General features: G+C 59.5%; 15 protein-coding genes. All 15 read left to right on the forward strand.

Annotation, left to right across the window (positions count from 1 at the left end; all coding sequences use genetic code 11):
- The first annotated feature begins 416 nt into the window (after positions 1-416).
- The 15 genes from ACN9MY_RS05375 (at position 417) to ACN9MY_RS05445 (ending at position 16,453) form a co-directional block, all read left to right on the forward strand.
- Positions 417-1,373: a glycosyltransferase family 2 protein gene (locus ACN9MY_RS05375; RefSeq protein ID WP_426320970.1), complete on the forward strand. Its 957-nt coding sequence runs from the start codon at positions 417-419 to the stop codon at positions 1,371-1,373.
- 17 nt (positions 1,374-1,390) lie between these two features.
- On the forward strand, positions 1,391-2,398 hold the full coding sequence (gene galE, locus ACN9MY_RS05380) for a UDP-glucose 4-epimerase GalE (protein ID WP_426320972.1): 1,008 nt from the start codon (positions 1,391-1,393) through the stop codon (positions 2,396-2,398).
- Positions 2,399-2,515: 117 nt separating this feature from the next.
- Entirely contained in the window at positions 2,516-3,382 is an 867-nt protein-coding gene (gene galU / locus ACN9MY_RS05385; RefSeq protein ID WP_426320974.1) for a UTP--glucose-1-phosphate uridylyltransferase GalU, read from the forward strand.
- A 148-nt stretch (positions 3,383-3,530) separates the two neighbouring features.
- The gene (locus ACN9MY_RS05390) at positions 3,531-4,304 is read left to right on the forward strand and encodes a glycosyltransferase family 2 protein (protein ID WP_426320976.1); all 774 of its coding nucleotides are present in this window, start codon (positions 3,531-3,533) and stop codon (positions 4,302-4,304) included.
- Between the two features lie 140 nt (positions 4,305-4,444).
- Positions 4,445-5,500, forward strand: coding sequence for a dTDP-glucose 4,6-dehydratase (gene rfbB, locus ACN9MY_RS05395; RefSeq protein WP_426320978.1), 1,056 nt, complete (start codon positions 4,445-4,447; stop codon positions 5,498-5,500).
- The gene (gene rfbD, locus ACN9MY_RS05400) at positions 5,497-6,375 is read left to right on the forward strand and encodes a dTDP-4-dehydrorhamnose reductase (protein ID WP_426320980.1); all 879 of its coding nucleotides are present in this window, start codon (positions 5,497-5,499) and stop codon (positions 6,373-6,375) included. The genes rfbB and rfbD overlap by 4 nt, the downstream gene beginning before the upstream one ends.
- 12 nt (positions 6,376-6,387) lie before the next feature.
- A complete protein-coding gene (gene rfbA / locus ACN9MY_RS05405; protein ID WP_426320982.1) occupies positions 6,388-7,269 on the forward strand; it encodes a glucose-1-phosphate thymidylyltransferase RfbA in 882 nt (293 codons plus the stop codon).
- The gene (rfbC, locus tag ACN9MY_RS05410) at positions 7,269-7,814 is read left to right on the forward strand and encodes a dTDP-4-dehydrorhamnose 3,5-epimerase (protein WP_426320984.1); all 546 of its coding nucleotides are present in this window, start codon (positions 7,269-7,271) and stop codon (positions 7,812-7,814) included. The genes rfbA and rfbC overlap by 1 nt, the downstream gene beginning before the upstream one ends.
- The gene (locus ACN9MY_RS05415; RefSeq protein WP_426336938.1) at positions 7,814-8,632 is read left to right on the forward strand and encodes an ABC transporter permease; all 819 of its coding nucleotides are present in this window, start codon (positions 7,814-7,816) and stop codon (positions 8,630-8,632) included. The genes rfbC and ACN9MY_RS05415 overlap by 1 nt, the downstream gene beginning before the upstream one ends.
- A complete protein-coding gene (locus ACN9MY_RS05420; protein ID WP_426320988.1) occupies positions 8,622-10,001 on the forward strand; it encodes an ABC transporter ATP-binding protein in 1,380 nt (459 codons plus the stop codon). Before ACN9MY_RS05415 ends, ACN9MY_RS05420 begins: the two co-directional genes overlap by 11 nt.
- Positions 9,998-12,865, forward strand: a complete 2,868-nt coding sequence (locus ACN9MY_RS05425) for a methyltransferase domain-containing protein (protein ID WP_426320990.1) — start codon at positions 9,998-10,000, stop codon at positions 12,863-12,865. The genes ACN9MY_RS05420 and ACN9MY_RS05425 overlap by 4 nt, the downstream gene beginning before the upstream one ends.
- Positions 12,862-13,869, forward strand: a complete 1,008-nt coding sequence (locus ACN9MY_RS05430; protein ID WP_426320992.1) for a glycosyltransferase family 2 protein — start codon at positions 12,862-12,864, stop codon at positions 13,867-13,869. Before ACN9MY_RS05425 ends, ACN9MY_RS05430 begins: the two co-directional genes overlap by 4 nt.
- Complete coding sequence (locus ACN9MY_RS05435) at positions 13,847-14,794, forward strand: NAD-dependent epimerase/dehydratase family protein (RefSeq protein ID WP_426320994.1); 948 nt, start codon at positions 13,847-13,849, stop codon at positions 14,792-14,794. The genes ACN9MY_RS05430 and ACN9MY_RS05435 overlap by 23 nt, the downstream gene beginning before the upstream one ends.
- A gap of 5 nt (positions 14,795-14,799) precedes the next feature.
- Complete coding sequence (locus tag ACN9MY_RS05440) at positions 14,800-15,342, forward strand: hypothetical protein (RefSeq protein WP_426336939.1); 543 nt, start codon at positions 14,800-14,802, stop codon at positions 15,340-15,342.
- A gap of 97 nt (positions 15,343-15,439) precedes the next feature.
- On the forward strand, positions 15,440-16,453 hold the full coding sequence (locus tag ACN9MY_RS05445; RefSeq protein WP_426320998.1) for a GDP-mannose 4,6-dehydratase: 1,014 nt from the start codon (positions 15,440-15,442) through the stop codon (positions 16,451-16,453).
- Positions 16,454-16,459: the final 6 nt, after the last annotated feature.

Here is a 16,459-nt window from a genome sequence, read left to right on the forward strand (position 1 = left end):
TGAGGGAATCGGAGCGGCTCGGCGGGGTGGCGGTGGCCGGAACAATCCGGTCCGGACCCGACCGAGCCTAGGAAAGCCAGGTGGTGACAGGTGTGCGCGATGCGCTCCCGTGCAGGGAAGCAGCGCTGCAGCGTCCTGGGAAGGGGGCCTTGATCATCATGTCAGCGAGTATAGCGCGTTGTGCTGGCTGAAAAGAGCATGCCCCCGCAACTGGGCTGGGTTATCATAATGGACTCGGCCGGGCGCATGAATTCAATGTCCGGCAATTTGCATTAAAGTATCTTGCTGTGCCATTAAATAAGAGTGAATTGTAATAGGGCATTTGCCGGACGCTTTTATTCACTAGAATTGCGGATGTCTGTAATTTCAATTTGTTCAGGCTGTGAAATGGAGGAAAGTTGGTGACCCAACTTTGTATGGAAAACGTTGGTGCACCGCTGGGGACGAAGCGTGTGGACCCTAAAGTGGCGATCCTGTTGGGCACCTTTTGCGGCCAACAGTATCTCGCGGAACAGCTCCGTTCATTTGAATCCCAAACCCATTCAAATTGGGAGGTCTGGACATCGGACGATGGCTCGACAGATGATACCCTGGCGATTCTCGAACGTTTCAGGGGCGCATGGCCTGCTGGGCGATTGTCGATTCATGCGGGCCCGGCTAAAGGATTTGTTTCAAACTTTCTGGCCTTAACTTGCAATGCAAAGATTCAGGCGGATTATTACGCATATTCGGACCAGGACGATATCTGGGAATTAGATAAACTCGAACGCGCCCTGCGGTGGCTTGAAGGCGTTCCGGCCAATGTTCCAGCCCTGTATTGTGCACGCACCAGGCTAATCGATTCCAATAACCGGGAAATTGGACTGTCTCCGTCATTTGGTAACCCTCGCTTTGCCAATGCATTAGTGCAAAGCATTGCCGGCGGTAATACTATGGTTTTCAATAATGCTGCCCGCTCATTGCTCATGCGGGCAGGTGCGCAACTGCCAGTAGTATTCCATGACTGGTGGGTCTATTTGGCGGTGACGGGATGCGGCGGCGAGGTTTTTTACGACCCGGTTCCTACGTTGCGTTACCGGCAACATGGGGCAAACGTGATAGGGGTAAATTCAAGCTGGGGGGCGCGCCTTCAACGCTTGCGAAAATTTTTGCAGGGGCAGCATCGGAAGTGGTACGAGGACAATATTGCAGCGCTTAGGAAGCTGGAAGACCAGCTAACGCCAGAGAACAGGAAAATATTGAGCCATTTCGCCAAAGCTCGAAAAAAAGGCTTAATTTCACGCCTGATTCACCTCAGCCACAGCGGAGTAAGGCGACAAACTTGGCTGGGCAATATTGCACTGTTTGCTGCGGTCTTCTTTAAAAAACTCTAACCTGACGGCGCAATTTAATGAACATACTCGTGACAGGCGGCGCCGGCTATATTGGATCCCATACCTGCGTGGAACTGCTGGCCGCCGGGCACACGATTGTTGTATTTGATAATTTCAGCAATAGCCATCCGGAATCCCTGACCCGCATCGAACGTATCACGGGGCAGCGCCCCATCCTGGTTGAAGGAGACATCCGCGACCAGACCGCCATTGAGCGGGCCTTGCGCCAACATCGGTGCGACGCGGTCATCCATTTTGCCGGTCTGAAGGCGGTCGGCGAATCAGTAGAAAAGCCACTTGCGTACTACGACTGCAATATTGTCGGTAGCCATCGCCTGTTGTCAGCAATGCAGGCTTGCGGAGTTCACACCCTGGTTTTCAGCTCCTCGGCGACCGTCTACGGCGAGCCCCAGCGCTTGCCGCTTACTGAAGATCATCCACTGTCCGCGACCAATCCTTACGGCCGCAGCAAGCTGTTTGTTGAAGACATGCTGCGCGACCTGTATCGTGCTGACCCGAGCTGGGGGATTGCCCTCCTGCGTTATTTTAATCCGGTCGGTGCCCATGAAAGCGGCCTGATTGGCGAGAATCCACAAGGCATCCCCAACAATCTAATGCCTTTCGTAGCCCAGGTCGCGGTGGGCAGGCGCGAATACCTGAATGTCTGGGGTAACGATTATCCGACCAGCGACGGCACCGGCGTGCGGGACTATATCCACGTGGTGGATCTTGCAATCGGGCACCTGAAAGCCTTGCAACGACTCAATACGCCCCAGTGTTTGGAAATCAACCTGGGCACAGGAAATGGTTACAGTGTCCTAGAGGTAGTACGTGCCTTCGAGCGCGCCAGTGGTCAGACCGTTCCGTATCGCATTTCTCCGCGTCGTTCGGGGGATGTAGCGGAATGCTACGCCGACCCAGCGCGGGCCGAGCGCGATCTGGGGTGGAAGGCGGAGCGTGGGCTCGAAATAATGTGCCGCGACCATTGGAACTGGCAAATGCGAAATCCGAACGGCTACGAATGAAAACGGGTAACTGCCGCGTTTAGGCGGGCAGATTCTAAAACGGTGGGCTGAAACCCAAATGCTATAATATTGGCCAATTTTTAAGTCCGCTAGAAAATTATTATTTGGATTCAAGTAATGAATCACATCAAAAAAGCTGTATTCCCAATTGCGGGGCTAGGAACCCGCTTCCTTCCCGCCACCAAGGCATCGGCTAAAGAAATGCTGCCGGTAGTTGATAAACCACTGATTCAATATGCAGTGGAGGAAGCCTATGCTGCCGGGATTCGTCACATGATTTTCGTGACAGGTCGTACCAAGCGCAGCGTGGAAGATCATTTTGATACTGCCTACGAACTGGAGAATGAGCTGGAGCTGGCGGGCAAGACCGAGCTGCTCAATACTGCCCGCAGCATCGCACCGGAGGATATGGTGTGCACCTATGTTCGTCAGCCCCGCGCCCTAGGGCTCGGCCACGCTGTGTTGTGCTCTAAAGAACTCGTCGGCCATGAACCGTTTGCAGTCCTGCTGGCCGACGACCTGATGGTGGGCAAGCCATCGATCATGGCGCAGATGGTTGAACAGTTTTCCGATTGGGGAGCCAGTATTCTCGCCGTGCAAGATGTGCCGCGGGAAGAAACGAAGCGTTACGGGATCGTTAGCGCTGAAGAGGTCACGCAAGACATCGTCAATGTGACTGGAATTGTGGAAAAGCCTAACGCGGAGGTGGCGCCAAGCACGCTCGCAGTTGCGGGGCGCTATATCCTGACGCCAGGGATTTTCAAGGAACTCGAGAATCTTCCGCGCGGGGTGGGCGGCGAGATCCAACTGACGGACGGCATCGCGAATCTCTTGCGCCGCGAAAAAGTGTTTGCCTACCGCTATAAAGGCGCACGTTACGACTGCGGCAGTAAGTTGGGATTTTTGCAAGCCACTGTTGATTTGGGTGCGAGACATGATGAAATTGGCGCCGAGTTTTCAGAGTGGCTGCAGCGGCGCAGATAGTGCCGTGCTGCTGCTGGCTAAGCGGAATTGGCTTGAACTTCTATTCAGCCGCAATTAGGGCACCCGCCTCTCCCTGGCTTCGCACAACGCCGCGATCACGACACCCTAACTCGGCCCGGTCTTGGGCATGGCCGGGTGCAATCAATATATGCAGAAGAAATTAACCCTCTCGATCGTCAGTCACGGTCATCGCGTCCACGTGGCGAACTTGTTGCAGCATTTGGCAAGACTAGGTCGGAGCGATTTTGAAGTCATCCTCACGCTGAACCTGCCTGAGCCTGTGGAACTCGACGGCCTGCCTTTCCCAGTACGGCTGATTCAGAATCCGACGCCGAAAGGCTTTGGCGCCAATCACAACGCAGCATTTCTTGAAAGCGTTGGCGCCTATTTTGTCATCCTGAATCCGGATATCGAGTTGCCGGAAGACCCTTTCGAGCCATTGCTCGAGTTGGCACAAAGGGATTCCCTGAATATCTGTGCCCCGGTAATTCTCGATGCCGAAGGCCGGGTCGAGGACAGTGCACGCAATTTTCCGACACCCTACAGTCTTTTCAAGCGCCTGTTATGTCGATTACTGGGGCGTCCAATTATTGCCGATACCCTCAGGCAGGATGAGGACACCTTGCTGCCGGATTGGGTGGCGGGTATGTTTGTGATGGTGCCACGCGACCTCTACCAACGGCTGGGCGGTTTCAATGACGCCTATTTCTTGTACTTTGAAGATGTCGACTTCGGGGCCCGGGCTCGTCTGGCAGGCTGCCATATCTTGGTATGTAAGCACGCGCGTGTGATCCACAAGGCCCAGCGCGACAGCCATCGGCGTTTGCGTTTCATGTGGTGGCACGTGCAAAGTGCTGCGAAATTCTTCACTTCCCCCGCCTATCTGCGCGTCTTATGGTGGCGCCAGGCCAAGCCTGGATAAGTTGGTAACTAAGACGTAATTTGTGTTTCAGAAGTTGCGCGATGGGTAAAACGGAAGGGCGGGTCTTACCATATGCGGTAGAATTATCGTTTGCCCGAATGGTAAGTGTTTACTTATAACTTGTTTTAGAGGAAGTTGCGATGATTTTAGTTACGGGTGGTGCGGGCTTTATCGGGGCCAATTTTGTGCTGGACTGGCTGGCGCAATCGGATGAAGCCTTGGTCAACCTCGACATCCTGAGCTACGCCGGCAACCGCGAGACGCTAGCTGCCCTGGAGGGCGATGCGCGCCACATTTTTGTGCAAGGCGACATTGGCGATGCGGCCCTAGTGGCGCGCTTGCTGGCCGAGCACCGGCCGCGCGCCATCGTGAATTTTGCCGCCGAAAGCCACGTCGACCGCTCGATCCATGGCCCGGAAGCTTTCATCCAGACCAATATCGTCGGTACTTTCCACCTGCTGGAGGCGGTACGCGCCTACTGGGGCAGCCTGGAAGGCGAGGACAAGGCCAATTTCCGATTTCTGCATGTGTCGACGGACGAGGTGTACGGTTCGCTGGGCAAACAGGATCCGGCATTCACGGAAACCAATCGTTATGAGCCGAACAGCCCGTATTCGGCCAGCAAGGCGGCCAGCGACCACCTGGTGCGCGCCTACCACCATACCTACGGCTTGCCGGTGCTGACCACGAATTGCTCGAACAATTACGGCCCTTACCACTTCCCGGAAAAGCTGATTCCACTGGTGATTCACAACGCGCTGGCTGGCAAGCCGCTGCCGATTTATGGCGATGGTCAGCAAATCCGCGACTGGCTGTACGTCAAGGACCACTGCAGCGCCATCCGCCGCGTGCTGGAAGCGGGCGTGCCGGGCGAAACGTATAACGTCGGTGGCTGGAACGAAAAAGCCAACCTGGATGTCGTACATACGCTGTGCGCCATCCTGGATGAACTGCAACCGCGCACTGACGGGCAGTCTTACCGGACCCAGGTCACCTTCGTCAAGGATCGCCCTGGCCATGACAAGCGCTACGCCATCGATGCCAGCAAGCTGGAACGTGAACTGGGCTGGCGCCCGGTCGAGACGTTCGAGAGCGGCATCCGCAAGACCGTGCAATGGTACCTGGCGAACCAGCCCTGGGTGCAGAACGTTATCAGTGGCAACTACCGCAACTGGATCGAGAAGCAATACGCATGAAGATCCTGCTGATCGGTAAAAATGGCCAGGTCGGGCAGGAATTGCAGCGAACCTTGTTGCCATTGGGTGAATTGGTAGCGTTAGGCCGCGACGGGCTTGACCTGGGCGACCTCGCGGCCGTCAGGCAAGTGCTGGCGGAGCAGGGCGCCAACGTGGTCGTCAACGCCTCGGCCTACACGGCAGTCGACCGCGCCGAGGCTGACGAAGCCGGTGCCATGGCTGTCAACGCCGCCGCTGTCGGCGCGATGGCGGCGTACGCGCGCGAGCACGGCGCCTTGCTGGTGCATTACTCGACCGACTACGTGTTCGATGGCGACAAGACCGAACCTTATGTGGAAGACGACGCCACCGCGCCGCAAAGCGCCTACGGCCGCAGCAAGCGCGCCGGCGAGGAAGCGATCCTGGCCAGCGGCTGCAAGGCCCTGGTGTTTCGTACCAGCTGGGTGTTTTCGGCCCATGGCGGCAACTTCATCAAGACCATGCTGCGCCTGGCCGGCGAGCGCAATCAATTGAACGTGGTGGCCGACCAGGTCGGCGCGCCGACCTCGGCCGAGTTGATCGCCGACGTCACGGCCCTGGCTGTCGCAGCCTATCGCCGCGGCGCCCTGGCTGACGGCATTTACCACCTGACCGCGGCCGGCGCCACCAGCTGGCACGGCCTGGCCAGCTATGCCATCGGGCGTGCCCGGGAGCGGGGCGCCGCCATCAAGGTGGATGCGTCGCAGATCTGTCCGATCCCGACGGAAGCTTATCCCTTGCCTGCCAAGCGCCCGAAGAATTCCCGCCTTGACACCAGCAAGCTGTCCGGCGCCCTCGACCTGCATCTTCCAGACTGGAAGATTCATGTCGACCGCCTTCTCGACCAACTCCCCTGAACGGAAAACCGCATGAAACGCAAAGGTATTATCCTCGCTGGCGGCTCCGGCACCCGCCTCCATCCAGCCACGCTGGCGATCAGCAAGCAATTGCTGCCGGTGTTCGACAAGCCGATGATCTACTACCCGCTCAGCACCCTGATGCTGGCAGGTATCCGCGATATCCTGGTCATCTCGACGCCGCAGGACACCCCGCGCTTCCAGCAGTTGCTGGGCAACGGCGAACAGTGGGGCTTGAACCTGCAGTACGCCGTGCAGGAATCGCCGGATGGCCTGGCGCAGGCTTTCATCATCGGCGAGCGCTTCATTGGCGACGACTTGTCGGCGCTGGTGCTGGGCGATAACATTTTTTACGGCCACGACTTCCAGGACTTGCTGGGCAATGCCATGGCGCGCGACGAAGGCGCCAGCGTCTTTGCCTACCATGTGCAGGATCCTGAGCGCTACGGCGTCGCCGAATTCGACGCGCAGCGGCGCGTGCTGTCGCTGGAAGAAAAGCCGGCCAAGCCAAAGTCGAACTACGCGGTAACTGGCCTGTACTTCTATGACAACCAGGTTGTCGAGCTGGCCAGGAGCCTGAAACCATCGCCGCGCGGCGAGCTGGAAATCACCGACCTGAACCGCCTGTACCTGGAGCGCGGCCAGCTCAATGTCGAAATCATGGGCCGCGGCTATGCCTGGCTCGATACCGGCACCCACGAGTCTTTGCTGGAAGCCAGCCAGTTCATCGCCACCCTGGAGAACCGCCAGGGCCTGAAGGTGGCCTGCCCAGAGGAAATTGCCTTCCGCCAGGACTGGATTGATACGGCAGGGCTGGAACAGTTGGCCCGGCCGCTGGCCAAGAACGGCTATGGCCAATACTTGTTGCGCATCCTGGAAGAGAAGGTGTATTGATGAATGTGACCCGCTTGCGTATCCCCGAGGTCTTGCTGCTGGAACCGAAAGTGTTCGGCGACGAGCGCGGTTTTTTCTACGAGAGCTTCAACCAGGCCCGCTTCGACGAAGCGGTGGGCAGGTGCGTGCACTTCGTGCAGGATAACCACTCGCGCTCGGCCAAGGGCGTGCTGCGCGGCCTGCATTACCAGATCCAGCAGGCGCAAGGCAAGCTGGTGCGTGTTGTCAGTGGCAGCGTGTTCGATGTGGCGGTTGACCTGCGCAAGAGCTCGCCAACCTTCGGCCAGTGGGTCGGGGAAATCCTGAGTGCCGAGAATAAGCGTCAGCTGTGGGTGCCAGAAGGCTTCGGCCATGGCTTTGTCGTGCTCAGCGACAGCGCCGAGTTCCTGTACAAGACCACCGACTACTATGCGCCGCAGTATGAGCGCAGCATCGCCTGGAATGATGCCGAGCTGGCGATCGACTGGCAGTTCGACGGCAGCCCGGTGCTGTCGGCCAAGGATGCCCAGGGCACGCCCTTGCGTGAAGCCGAGGTCTTTGCCTGATGCAGAATTTCTCGATCGCGCCGGCCGAGATGGCCGGCAGCGTGTGGCGTCACCGCACCTTGCTGCGTTCGCTGGTCCAGCGTGAAGTGGTAGGCCGCTACCGCGGCTCGTTCATGGGGATCCTGTGGTCGTTTTTCAATCCGGTGTTCATGCTGCTGGTGTACACCTTCGTCTTCAGCGTGGTGTTCAAGGCGCGCTGGCAGGCCGGCAGCGCCTCGAAGACGGAATTTGCGCTGGTGCTGTTTGCCGGCCTGATCGTGTTCAACCTGTTTGCTGAGTGCGTCAACCGGGCGCCGGGACTGGTGCTGGCTAACGTCAACTACGTCAAGAAAGTGGTGTTCCCGCTGGAGATCCTGCCGTGGGTCGGGCTGGGATCGGCCCTGTTCCATGCGGCGATCAGCCTGGCCGTGTGGCTGCTGGCCTATGCACTGCTGTTTGGCGTACCGCACGCGACAGTGTTGCTGCTGCCACTGGTGCTGCTGCCGCTGCTGCTGCTGATTATCGGGCTGGGCCTGGCGCTGGCATCGCTCGGGGTCTACCTGCGCGACGTGGCGCAATTCATCGGCATCGTCACCACGGTGCTGATGTTCCTGTCGCCGATTTTCTATCCGGCCAGTGCGTTGCCCGAAGAGTACCGCCACCTGCTGCTGCTCAATCCCCTGACCCTGGTCATCGAGCAGGCGCGCGACGTGCTGTTCTGGGGCCGGGTGCCGGACCTGGCGACCTGGGCCGTATACCTGCTGTGTTCGTCGGTGCTGGCCTGGCTGGGCTTTGCCTGGTTCCAGAAGACGAGAAAGGGATTTGCCGATGTCCTCTGATATCGCCATCAAGGTCGAGAACCTGAGCAAGTGCTTCCAGATCTATGACAAACCGCATGACCGCCTGAAGCAGGCTATTCTTCCGCGCCTGCACCGCCTGGCCGGTGGTCACGGCGGCCAACAGTATTTCCGCGAATTCTGGGCCCTAAAGGGACTGAGCTTTGAGGTCGGGCGCGGTGAGACAGTCGGCATCATCGGTCGCAACGGCAGCGGTAAATCGACGCTGCTGCAAATGATTTGCGGCACGCTCAACCCGACTGGCGGCACGATCAGTACGCACGGCCGCATCGCGGCCCTACTGGAACTGGGTTCCGGCTTCAATCCCGAATTCACCGGACGTGAGAACGTCTATATGAACGCTGCCGTCCTGGGGCTGAGCCACAACGAAACGGAGGCACGCTTCGACGCCATCTTGGCGTTTGCCGACATCGGCGAGTTTATCGAACAGCCGGTCAAGACCTACTCAAGCGGCATGCTGGTGCGGCTGGCCTTTGCCGTGATCGCACACGTCGATGCCGACATCCTAGTGGTGGATGAAGCCTTGTCGGTGGGCGACGCCTTCTTCACGCAGAAATGCATGCGTTTCCTGCGCAACTTCATGAAGACCGGCACCGTGCTGTTCGTCAGCCACGATACCGCTGCCGTGACCAACCTGTGCACGCGCGCCATCCTGCTCGAAGATGGAGCCGTCGCCATGCAGGGCCATCCCAAGGATGTCATCGAGCGCTACTTGGCATCATTATATGAAACGGCACAGGATGACTCCCCAGCCGGAGCCGAGGCACCGACCAAGCCGGATGCGGCAGTGGCCACCGACTACCGTGACATGCGGACGGCGCTGTTCAACGGCTCGACCTTGCGCAACGATATCGAGGTGTTCCAGTTTGAGCCTGACGAGCAGCAGGCCGGATTCGGCAGCGGGGCCGCCGCAATCACCTCGGTTCGCCTGCTCGACGAGAGCGCCGCTCCACTGTCATGGGTCGTGGGCGGCGAAAATGTCATCCTCGAGATCTGCTGCCGGGCTAGCCGAGCGGTACGCCCGATTATCGGCTTCGTGGTGCGCGACCGTCTGGGCCAGGTCGTTTTTGCTGACAATACCTATTTGGCCTACCAATTCGATGCGCCGCTGGTGGGACCAGGCGAAGACGTGGTGGCGCGTTTTGAGTTCCGCATGCCGGTATTGCCGTCGGGAGACTACAGTTTTTCTCCCGCCATCGCCGAAGGTACCCAGGACGAACATGTGCAGCATCATTGGGTCCACGACGCGCTGATGGTGCGCGTGCACGCTAGCTCTGTCTGCCTTGGTCTGATGGGCGTCCCCATGCGCAATATGACCTTATCTGTTTTACCGACTACTGAGACTTTATGAAATTTACAGGGGAACGCTTTATCCCGGAATCAAGTGTGGACGGCGAGTTGGAACATATCCACCGTTACTTGCTGGCCCGCGAGCTGGTGGCGGGCAAACGTGTGCTTGACATCGCTTGCGGCGAAGGCTACGGCTCGCAACTGCTGGCTGAGCGCGCCGCACAGGTGTCGGGCGTCGACATTGCCGCTGAAACCGTCGATCATGCGCGCGCGACTTACGGCGCGGGCAACCTGGAATTCCTGCTCGGCGACTGCGCCGCCATTCCCTTCGAGGCAGGCACTTTTGACGTGGTGGTGAGCTTCGAGACCATCGAACACCATGACCAGCACGAAAAGATGATCAGCGAGATCCGGCGCGTCCTGAAGCCGGACGGGATCCTGGTGATCTCCAGTCCCGATAAGCGCTACTACTCTGATGAGCGCGGCTACGTCAACCAGTTCCACGTCAAGGAGCTGTACCGCGATGAGTTCGTGGGCCTGCTGCGCAATAGTTTTGCCAATGTTGAACTGTATTCACAGCGCCTGCTGTATGGTTCCGCCATCCTGGCCGAAACTGTGGCCCAGCCGGGGCGCACTTACGGTAGGGCGGACGGCGACTTCAGCGTTGCCGACGGCGTGCGCGCGCCACTGTACCTGATTGCCGTGGCCGGGGCGGGTGCCTTGCCGGCCCTGCCGCATGGCGTGTACGAGACCCCGATCGAAAGCAGCGATGCGTTCAAGGAAATGCTGCGCAGTGCAGCAGAACGCGACGGCATGCTGGAGGCTACCAAGGCAGCGTTTGACGACCGCGACGGCCGGCTGGCGCAAGCCACTAGCGAAATTGAGCGCCTGTCGAGCCTGATTTCGGAGGTCAGCGGAACGCTGGTGGCTGTCGTGGCGGACCGCGATTTCCAGCGTGACGGACTGGCGAAACTGGTGGGCGAGCGCGATGCGTTCGCACAGCGGCTGACCGCCGTGCAGGCTGAGCGGGAAGAGCAGGCGCGTGAAATGGCCGCCACACTGGCCGCTGTGGAAGAGCGTACACGGCAACTGGCCGACTCGCTCGGCGAGCGCGATGGTCAGCTGCGGCAGCTGGCTGCCACGGTCGGTGAACGCGACAGTCAGCTGCGCCAGTTGAACGAGCAACTTGGCGATCGGCACAGCCATCTGCTGCAGGCCAACACGGCGCTGGGCGAGCGCGAGGGCCAGTTGCGGCAGGCCGAAGCAGCCTTGGGTGAGCGCGATGCCCGATTGCGTCAAGCACACGAGGCTCTCGATGCGTGCAACAGCCAGCTCAGGCAGGCGGCCGAAATGCTCGGCGAGCGTGACCAGCAGTTGCGCCAGTTGACCGTCGAACTGGCCGAGCGCGCCAGCCAGATCGGTCAGGTGGAGATGGCGCGCAGTGTCGTGGCGCTCGAATCGGAGACCCGGCGCGCCAGCATGGAGCAACTACAAGCACGGATCGCGCAACTCGACAGCGAGCGCGCTAGCGATATGGTGGCGATGGAGGCCAAATTGAAGGAGCGCGATGCGATGAATGACAAACTGGCGGCGGCCATGGCCGACCTGTACCGATCCAAGTCCTGGCGCGTGACGGCACCATTGCGCGCGATGACGCGCCTGTTGGGTAAGGTCAAGCGTCGCGCCAACCTGGCCCGCCAGGCGGCGCCCTCGGCAAGCGCGGCCGCAGCGGTGCCGCTGGCGGCGAACCCGGCCGGCGCAGAAAACAAGCCCTTCCGCATCCTGCTGGTTAGCTATTACTGCCCGACCCGCGCCCACGCAGGCGGCTTGCGCATTCTCGACATGTACGCCCTGATCCGGCAAAAGTGCCCGCATGTGCAGATCGACCTGCTGACCCATCACCGCCCATCGATTGATTGGTCGATCGATGACTTGCCGAAGATCTTCCATAACGTGTATCTGTCGCCGGTCGAGGACTTGACACCGCTCGGACTGGCGGCTTTGCGCGGCTCGGTACTCCCTTACGACGTGGTGGACCTTCAATTCCACCAGAGCGGCTACCATATCGATGCTTTCCGCGCGATTGGCGGCAAAATCCTGTTTACGCCAATGGAAGCCCAGACCAAGGTGCTGTTGCTCGACCTGCGCGCCAAATTCAGCCAGAGTTACGGCATGCGCCTGCTGAAATTCGCATCGGCCATCCGCACTGCGGCGGTTGAGATTGGCTTCACGCAGAAGGCTGACGACGTGGTCTGCGTTTCGCGCGCCGACGCCGCCTTCCTGCGTGCGGTGACTGGCTCGCACCATATCCGCTGGGTCGACACTGGCGTTTCGTCGTTCGAGTTTGCCGAAGCGCTGACGCCTGGCTTCGTCCCGCCCCCGGCTGCCGAGCGCACCTGCCGCGTGCTATATGTCGCCTATTTCGGCTCCGAGACCAACGTCAATGCCTTGCGCTGGTACCTTGACCATGTCCATCCGCAGATCAAGGCCAGCGTTCCCGGCTATGTGCTGACGGTGGTCGGCCGTGGCGATATGACGCCGTTTGCTGCCTATCACGATGAGAGCATCGAGTTCGTCGGCGAGGTGCCGGCGATTGCGCCACATATCGCCGATGCGCGGGTCTGTATCGCACCGGCCCTGAGCGGCTCCGGCTTCCGCGGCAAGGTCAACCAGTACGCGGTACTGGGCTGCCCGAGCGTGGTCTCGCCGATTGCCGCCAAGGGCCTGGCCTACCAGGACGGCATCGATGTTTTCATCGCCGAGACCCCGCAGGCATTTGCGCAACGCTGCGTGCAATTGCTGACCGATATGGAGCTGAACGACCGCATGGGACAGGCTGCGCGCAAGCTGTGCATGGAGCGTTATTCATGGGAATCGAAGTGGCCGGTAATCCGCCGCCTTTATCAATTGGAGAATCAGGCATGAACATGGCGCAGCCCAAAGTAAGCGTGCTGGTGCCGTCGTATAACCACGGCAAGTATATTCGCGAACGCATCGAGTCGATCGTCAACCAGACTTATGGCAATGTCGAGCTGATCGTGATCGACGATTGTTCGGAAGACGACTCGGACCGCGTGATCCGGGAACTTCAGGCAGCCCACGGCTTTCGCTACCTGCCTAACGAACGCAACTCCGGCACACCTTTTGCCGCGTGGGAGCGGATCTGCACGCTGGCTAGCGGCGAGTACATCTGGGTGTGTGAAAGCGATGACGTCGCCGAGCCGACCTTCCTCGAAACCGCAGTCGCGGCCTTGCAGGCGGAACCGGCAGCGGCCCTGTTTTACAGCAGTTCGCTGGTCATCAACGAAGCCAGTGAAACCATTGGTCACACCGACAGCTATTTCCACGAAGTCTGGAAAGACACGCGTTGGGATGCCGATTTCCATACCGACGGCCTGCGCGAGCTGGTGCAATACCAGTTGCGCGGCCAGACCGTTCCCAATATGAGCTCGGCGCTGTTTACTGCGGCCTCGTTCCGCGCCGCGTTCACGCCGTTCCTGCGCCGCCTGCGCCTAACTGGTGATTGGTTGTTTGTCGGCGATGTGATGAAGCACGGCAAGGTGGTGTTCCATCATGGAGCGCTGAGCCGCTTCCGCAAGCATGCCGTGACGTCGCGCGTGCGGGTCAAGTCGGCCCGTTCGCAAGCCGAATTCATCTTGACCAAATACCGCCTGTTCCGAGGCAGTGGCCAGCCGCTGGCTGCCTTTGCGCCACTGATTGGTACCGATGTGGTGCGTTTCCTGTACGAGCCGGCCAGTTGGTTCGACGTGCTCAAGGCATTGCTGCAAGTGTCGTGGCGCGACACATTCGCCGCCGGCGGCTTGCTGTTGCTGTCGACGAGTAAGAACAAGAGTTACCTGAACAAATTCAAAGAACGTTATATTCACGCCAAGAAATGGAGAACTGATGAACAATCCCATCACGATTAACCCTGACGCAAGCATCCTGATTACCGGCGGCACCGGCTTGGTTGGCCGGGCATTGGTGCGGGCGCTGCAGGAGGAAGGTTTCAGCAAGATTACTGCGATCGGCAGCCGCGATTGCGACCTGCGCGATGTGGCAGCAGTGACGCGCTTGATGGAGCAGGTGAAGCCCGAATACGTGTTCCACCTGGCGGCGCGCGTGCATGGACTGGGTGGCAACCTGCGCTACAAGTCGGACATTCTGGTGGACAACGTCCTGATCAATACGAACGTGGTGGAACAGGCGCGCCGCGCCGGCGTGAAAAAGATTGTGGCCATGGGGTCGGGCTGCGTTTATCCCGAGCTCAAGGGCCAGCAGGAATTGTTCGAGAACCAGGTATGGATCGGTCCTCCGCATGGGTCCGAAGATTCCTATGCCCATTCCAAGCGGCTGATGATGGCGCAGCTGGAAGCGGCCCGTGAACAGTACGGCCTGTCGTCGGCCTTTGTCATCAGCGGCAACCTGTACGGCCCGCACGACAGCTTCAATATCGAAGAAGGTCATGTGACGCCTTCGCTGGTGGCGAAGTTCTTTGCTGCCCGTCGCGCCGGCACCGCCGTGCGCGTGTGGGGCAGCGGCGTGGCGATCCGCGACTTCTCGTACTGCGATGACACGGCGGCGGCGCTGATCGCCATCTGGCGCAATCTGGAGGGCGCGGTGAACCTCGGTAGTGGCCAACGCCATCCGATTCGCGACATCGTCGACACCCTGCACGAACTGACTGGCGTGCCGGTCGAATGGGATGCTAGCAAGCCGGATGGCCAGCTGGTGCGTTTCTACAACCTGGACCGCTTGCATGGCACCGGCTTCAAGGCCAAGGTGGCGCTGGCTGATGGCGTGCGCCGCACTTACGAATGGTACGAACAGAACTGGGAAACCGCACGCAAATGAAGACTATGACTACTAAGATGAAATATGCAGCCCTGCTGGTGGCTGGCGTGTTGCTGGCGGCCTGCCAGGACAAGCCGGCGCCGGCTCCCGCCAGCGCCGCTGCTCCCGCCAGCGCCGCTGCTCCCGCCAGCGCCCCAGCCGCGCCAGCGGCCGAAGACTTCAGCAAGATTACCAATCGCCTGGAAGGCGTCGCCTTTGGCGGCGTCGATGCGATCAACGGCGCAGTCCTGAAAGCTGGCGCAACGGTGTCCGTCAAGGGCGACAAGATTGAAATTGCCGGCAACTATGTCGACGCGGTGAAGGGTGAGGCGGCAGCGGGCGTAGTAGTTATGATCGGCGGCAAGCCGTTTACCGCCATCTACGGTGGCGAACGTCCCGACATCGCTAAAGCCCACAGCAATCCCAAGTACCTGAAAAGCCAGTTCTACCTCGAGGTTCCGGCCTCGGCCATTGACAAGGGAACGCAAGAGTTGTCGGTGCACGTGATTGCCAGCGACCGCTCGGGCTATTACGACAGCGGCGTAGTCGCCAAGATCGACTTGCAATAAGCGATTGTGCGACACGGCGGCCTTGGTGGGCCGCCGTTTGTTTGCTATCATTATTCGTTAATTTTCTTACCAACACACTGAATTTAGAGGCGCCAACATGACCAAGAAACGAGTATTTATCACGGGAATTACCGGCATGGTCGGCTCCCATCTGGTCGATTTCCTGCTCGAGGAAACCGATTGGGAAATCTTTGGCCTGACGCGCTGGCGCAGCCCGCTGGACAATATTTCCCACCTGCTGCCACGCATTAATGCCAACGACCGCGTGCACCTGCTGTACGGCGACCTGCGCGACTACTTGTCGATCCACGAAGCGGTCAAAAAAGCCAAGCCGGACTATGTCTTCCACCTGGCTGCGCAAAGCTATCCGAAAACCAGCTTCGATTCGCCGCTGGACACGCTGGAAACCAACGTGCAAGGCACTGCCAATGTGCTGGAAGCGCTGCGCAAGAACGATATCAAGGCCGTTACCCACGTGTGCGCCTCGTCCGAAGTGTTCGGCCGCGTGCCAAAAGAGAAGCTGCCTATCGACGAGGAGTGCACCTTCCACCCGGCATCGCCCTATGCGATTTCGAAAGTGGGCACCGACCTGATCGGCCGCTACTACGCCGAAGCCTACGACATGACTGTGATGACAACCCGCATGTTCACGCACACCGGCCCGCGCCGTGGCGATGTCTTCGCTGAGTCGACCTTCGCCAAGCAGATCGCCATGATCGAAGCTGGCCTGATCCCACCGGTAGTCAAGACCGGTAACCTCGATTCGCTGCGCACCTTCGCGGACGTGCGTGACGCCGTGCGCGCCTACTACATGCTGGTCACGATCAACCCGACCCCGGCAGCCTACTACAATATCGGCGGCACTTATACCTGCAGCATTGCCGACATGCTGAAGACGCTGATTTCGATGTCGACCGTCAAGGATATCCGCGTCGAAACCGATCCGGAACGCCTGCGCCCGATCGACGCTGACCTGCAAGTGCCGAACTGCGCCAAGTTCAAGGCCCACACTGGATGGGAACCGCAGATTTCGTTCGAACAGACCATGCGCGACCTGCTTGAATACTGGCGCGCGCGCATCAAGTCCGGCCAGGGCTATCTGACTCGTTGAGGACGC

Origin of the sequence: Pseudoduganella sp. R-31 (assembly GCF_049913235.1) — a bacterium.
Classification (GTDB): Bacteria; Pseudomonadota; Gammaproteobacteria; order Burkholderiales; family Burkholderiaceae_D; genus Rugamonas.

Excerpts from the sequence above, each read along its gene's own strand:
- ACN9MY_RS05375 (WP_426320970.1), top strand. The coding sequence starts at position 417 with ATGGAAAACGTTGGTGCACCGCTGGGGACGAAGCGTGTGGACCCTAAA.
- galE (WP_426320972.1), top strand. The coding sequence starts at position 1,391 with ATGAACATACTCGTGACAGGCGGCGCCGGCTATATTGGATCCCATACC.
- galU (WP_426320974.1), top strand. The coding sequence starts at position 2,516 with ATGAATCACATCAAAAAAGCTGTATTCCCAATTGCGGGGCTAGGAACC.
- ACN9MY_RS05390 (WP_426320976.1), top strand. The coding sequence starts at position 3,531 with ATGCAGAAGAAATTAACCCTCTCGATCGTCAGTCACGGTCATCGCGTC.
- rfbB (WP_426320978.1), top strand. The coding sequence starts at position 4,445 with ATGATTTTAGTTACGGGTGGTGCGGGCTTTATCGGGGCCAATTTTGTG.
- rfbD (WP_426320980.1), top strand. The coding sequence starts at position 5,497 with ATGAAGATCCTGCTGATCGGTAAAAATGGCCAGGTCGGGCAGGAATTG.
- rfbA (WP_426320982.1), top strand. The coding sequence starts at position 6,388 with ATGAAACGCAAAGGTATTATCCTCGCTGGCGGCTCCGGCACCCGCCTC.
- rfbC (WP_426320984.1), top strand. The coding sequence starts at position 7,269 with ATGAATGTGACCCGCTTGCGTATCCCCGAGGTCTTGCTGCTGGAACCG.
- ACN9MY_RS05415 (WP_426336938.1), top strand. The coding sequence starts at position 7,814 with ATGCAGAATTTCTCGATCGCGCCGGCCGAGATGGCCGGCAGCGTGTGG.
- ACN9MY_RS05420 (WP_426320988.1), top strand. The coding sequence starts at position 8,622 with ATGTCCTCTGATATCGCCATCAAGGTCGAGAACCTGAGCAAGTGCTTC.
- ACN9MY_RS05425 (WP_426320990.1), top strand. The coding sequence starts at position 9,998 with ATGAAATTTACAGGGGAACGCTTTATCCCGGAATCAAGTGTGGACGGC.
- ACN9MY_RS05430 (WP_426320992.1), top strand. The coding sequence starts at position 12,862 with ATGAACATGGCGCAGCCCAAAGTAAGCGTGCTGGTGCCGTCGTATAAC.
- ACN9MY_RS05435 (WP_426320994.1), top strand. The coding sequence starts at position 13,847 with ATGAACAATCCCATCACGATTAACCCTGACGCAAGCATCCTGATTACC.
- ACN9MY_RS05440 (WP_426336939.1), top strand. The coding sequence starts at position 14,800 with ATGACTACTAAGATGAAATATGCAGCCCTGCTGGTGGCTGGCGTGTTG.
- ACN9MY_RS05445 (WP_426320998.1), top strand. The coding sequence starts at position 15,440 with ATGACCAAGAAACGAGTATTTATCACGGGAATTACCGGCATGGTCGGC.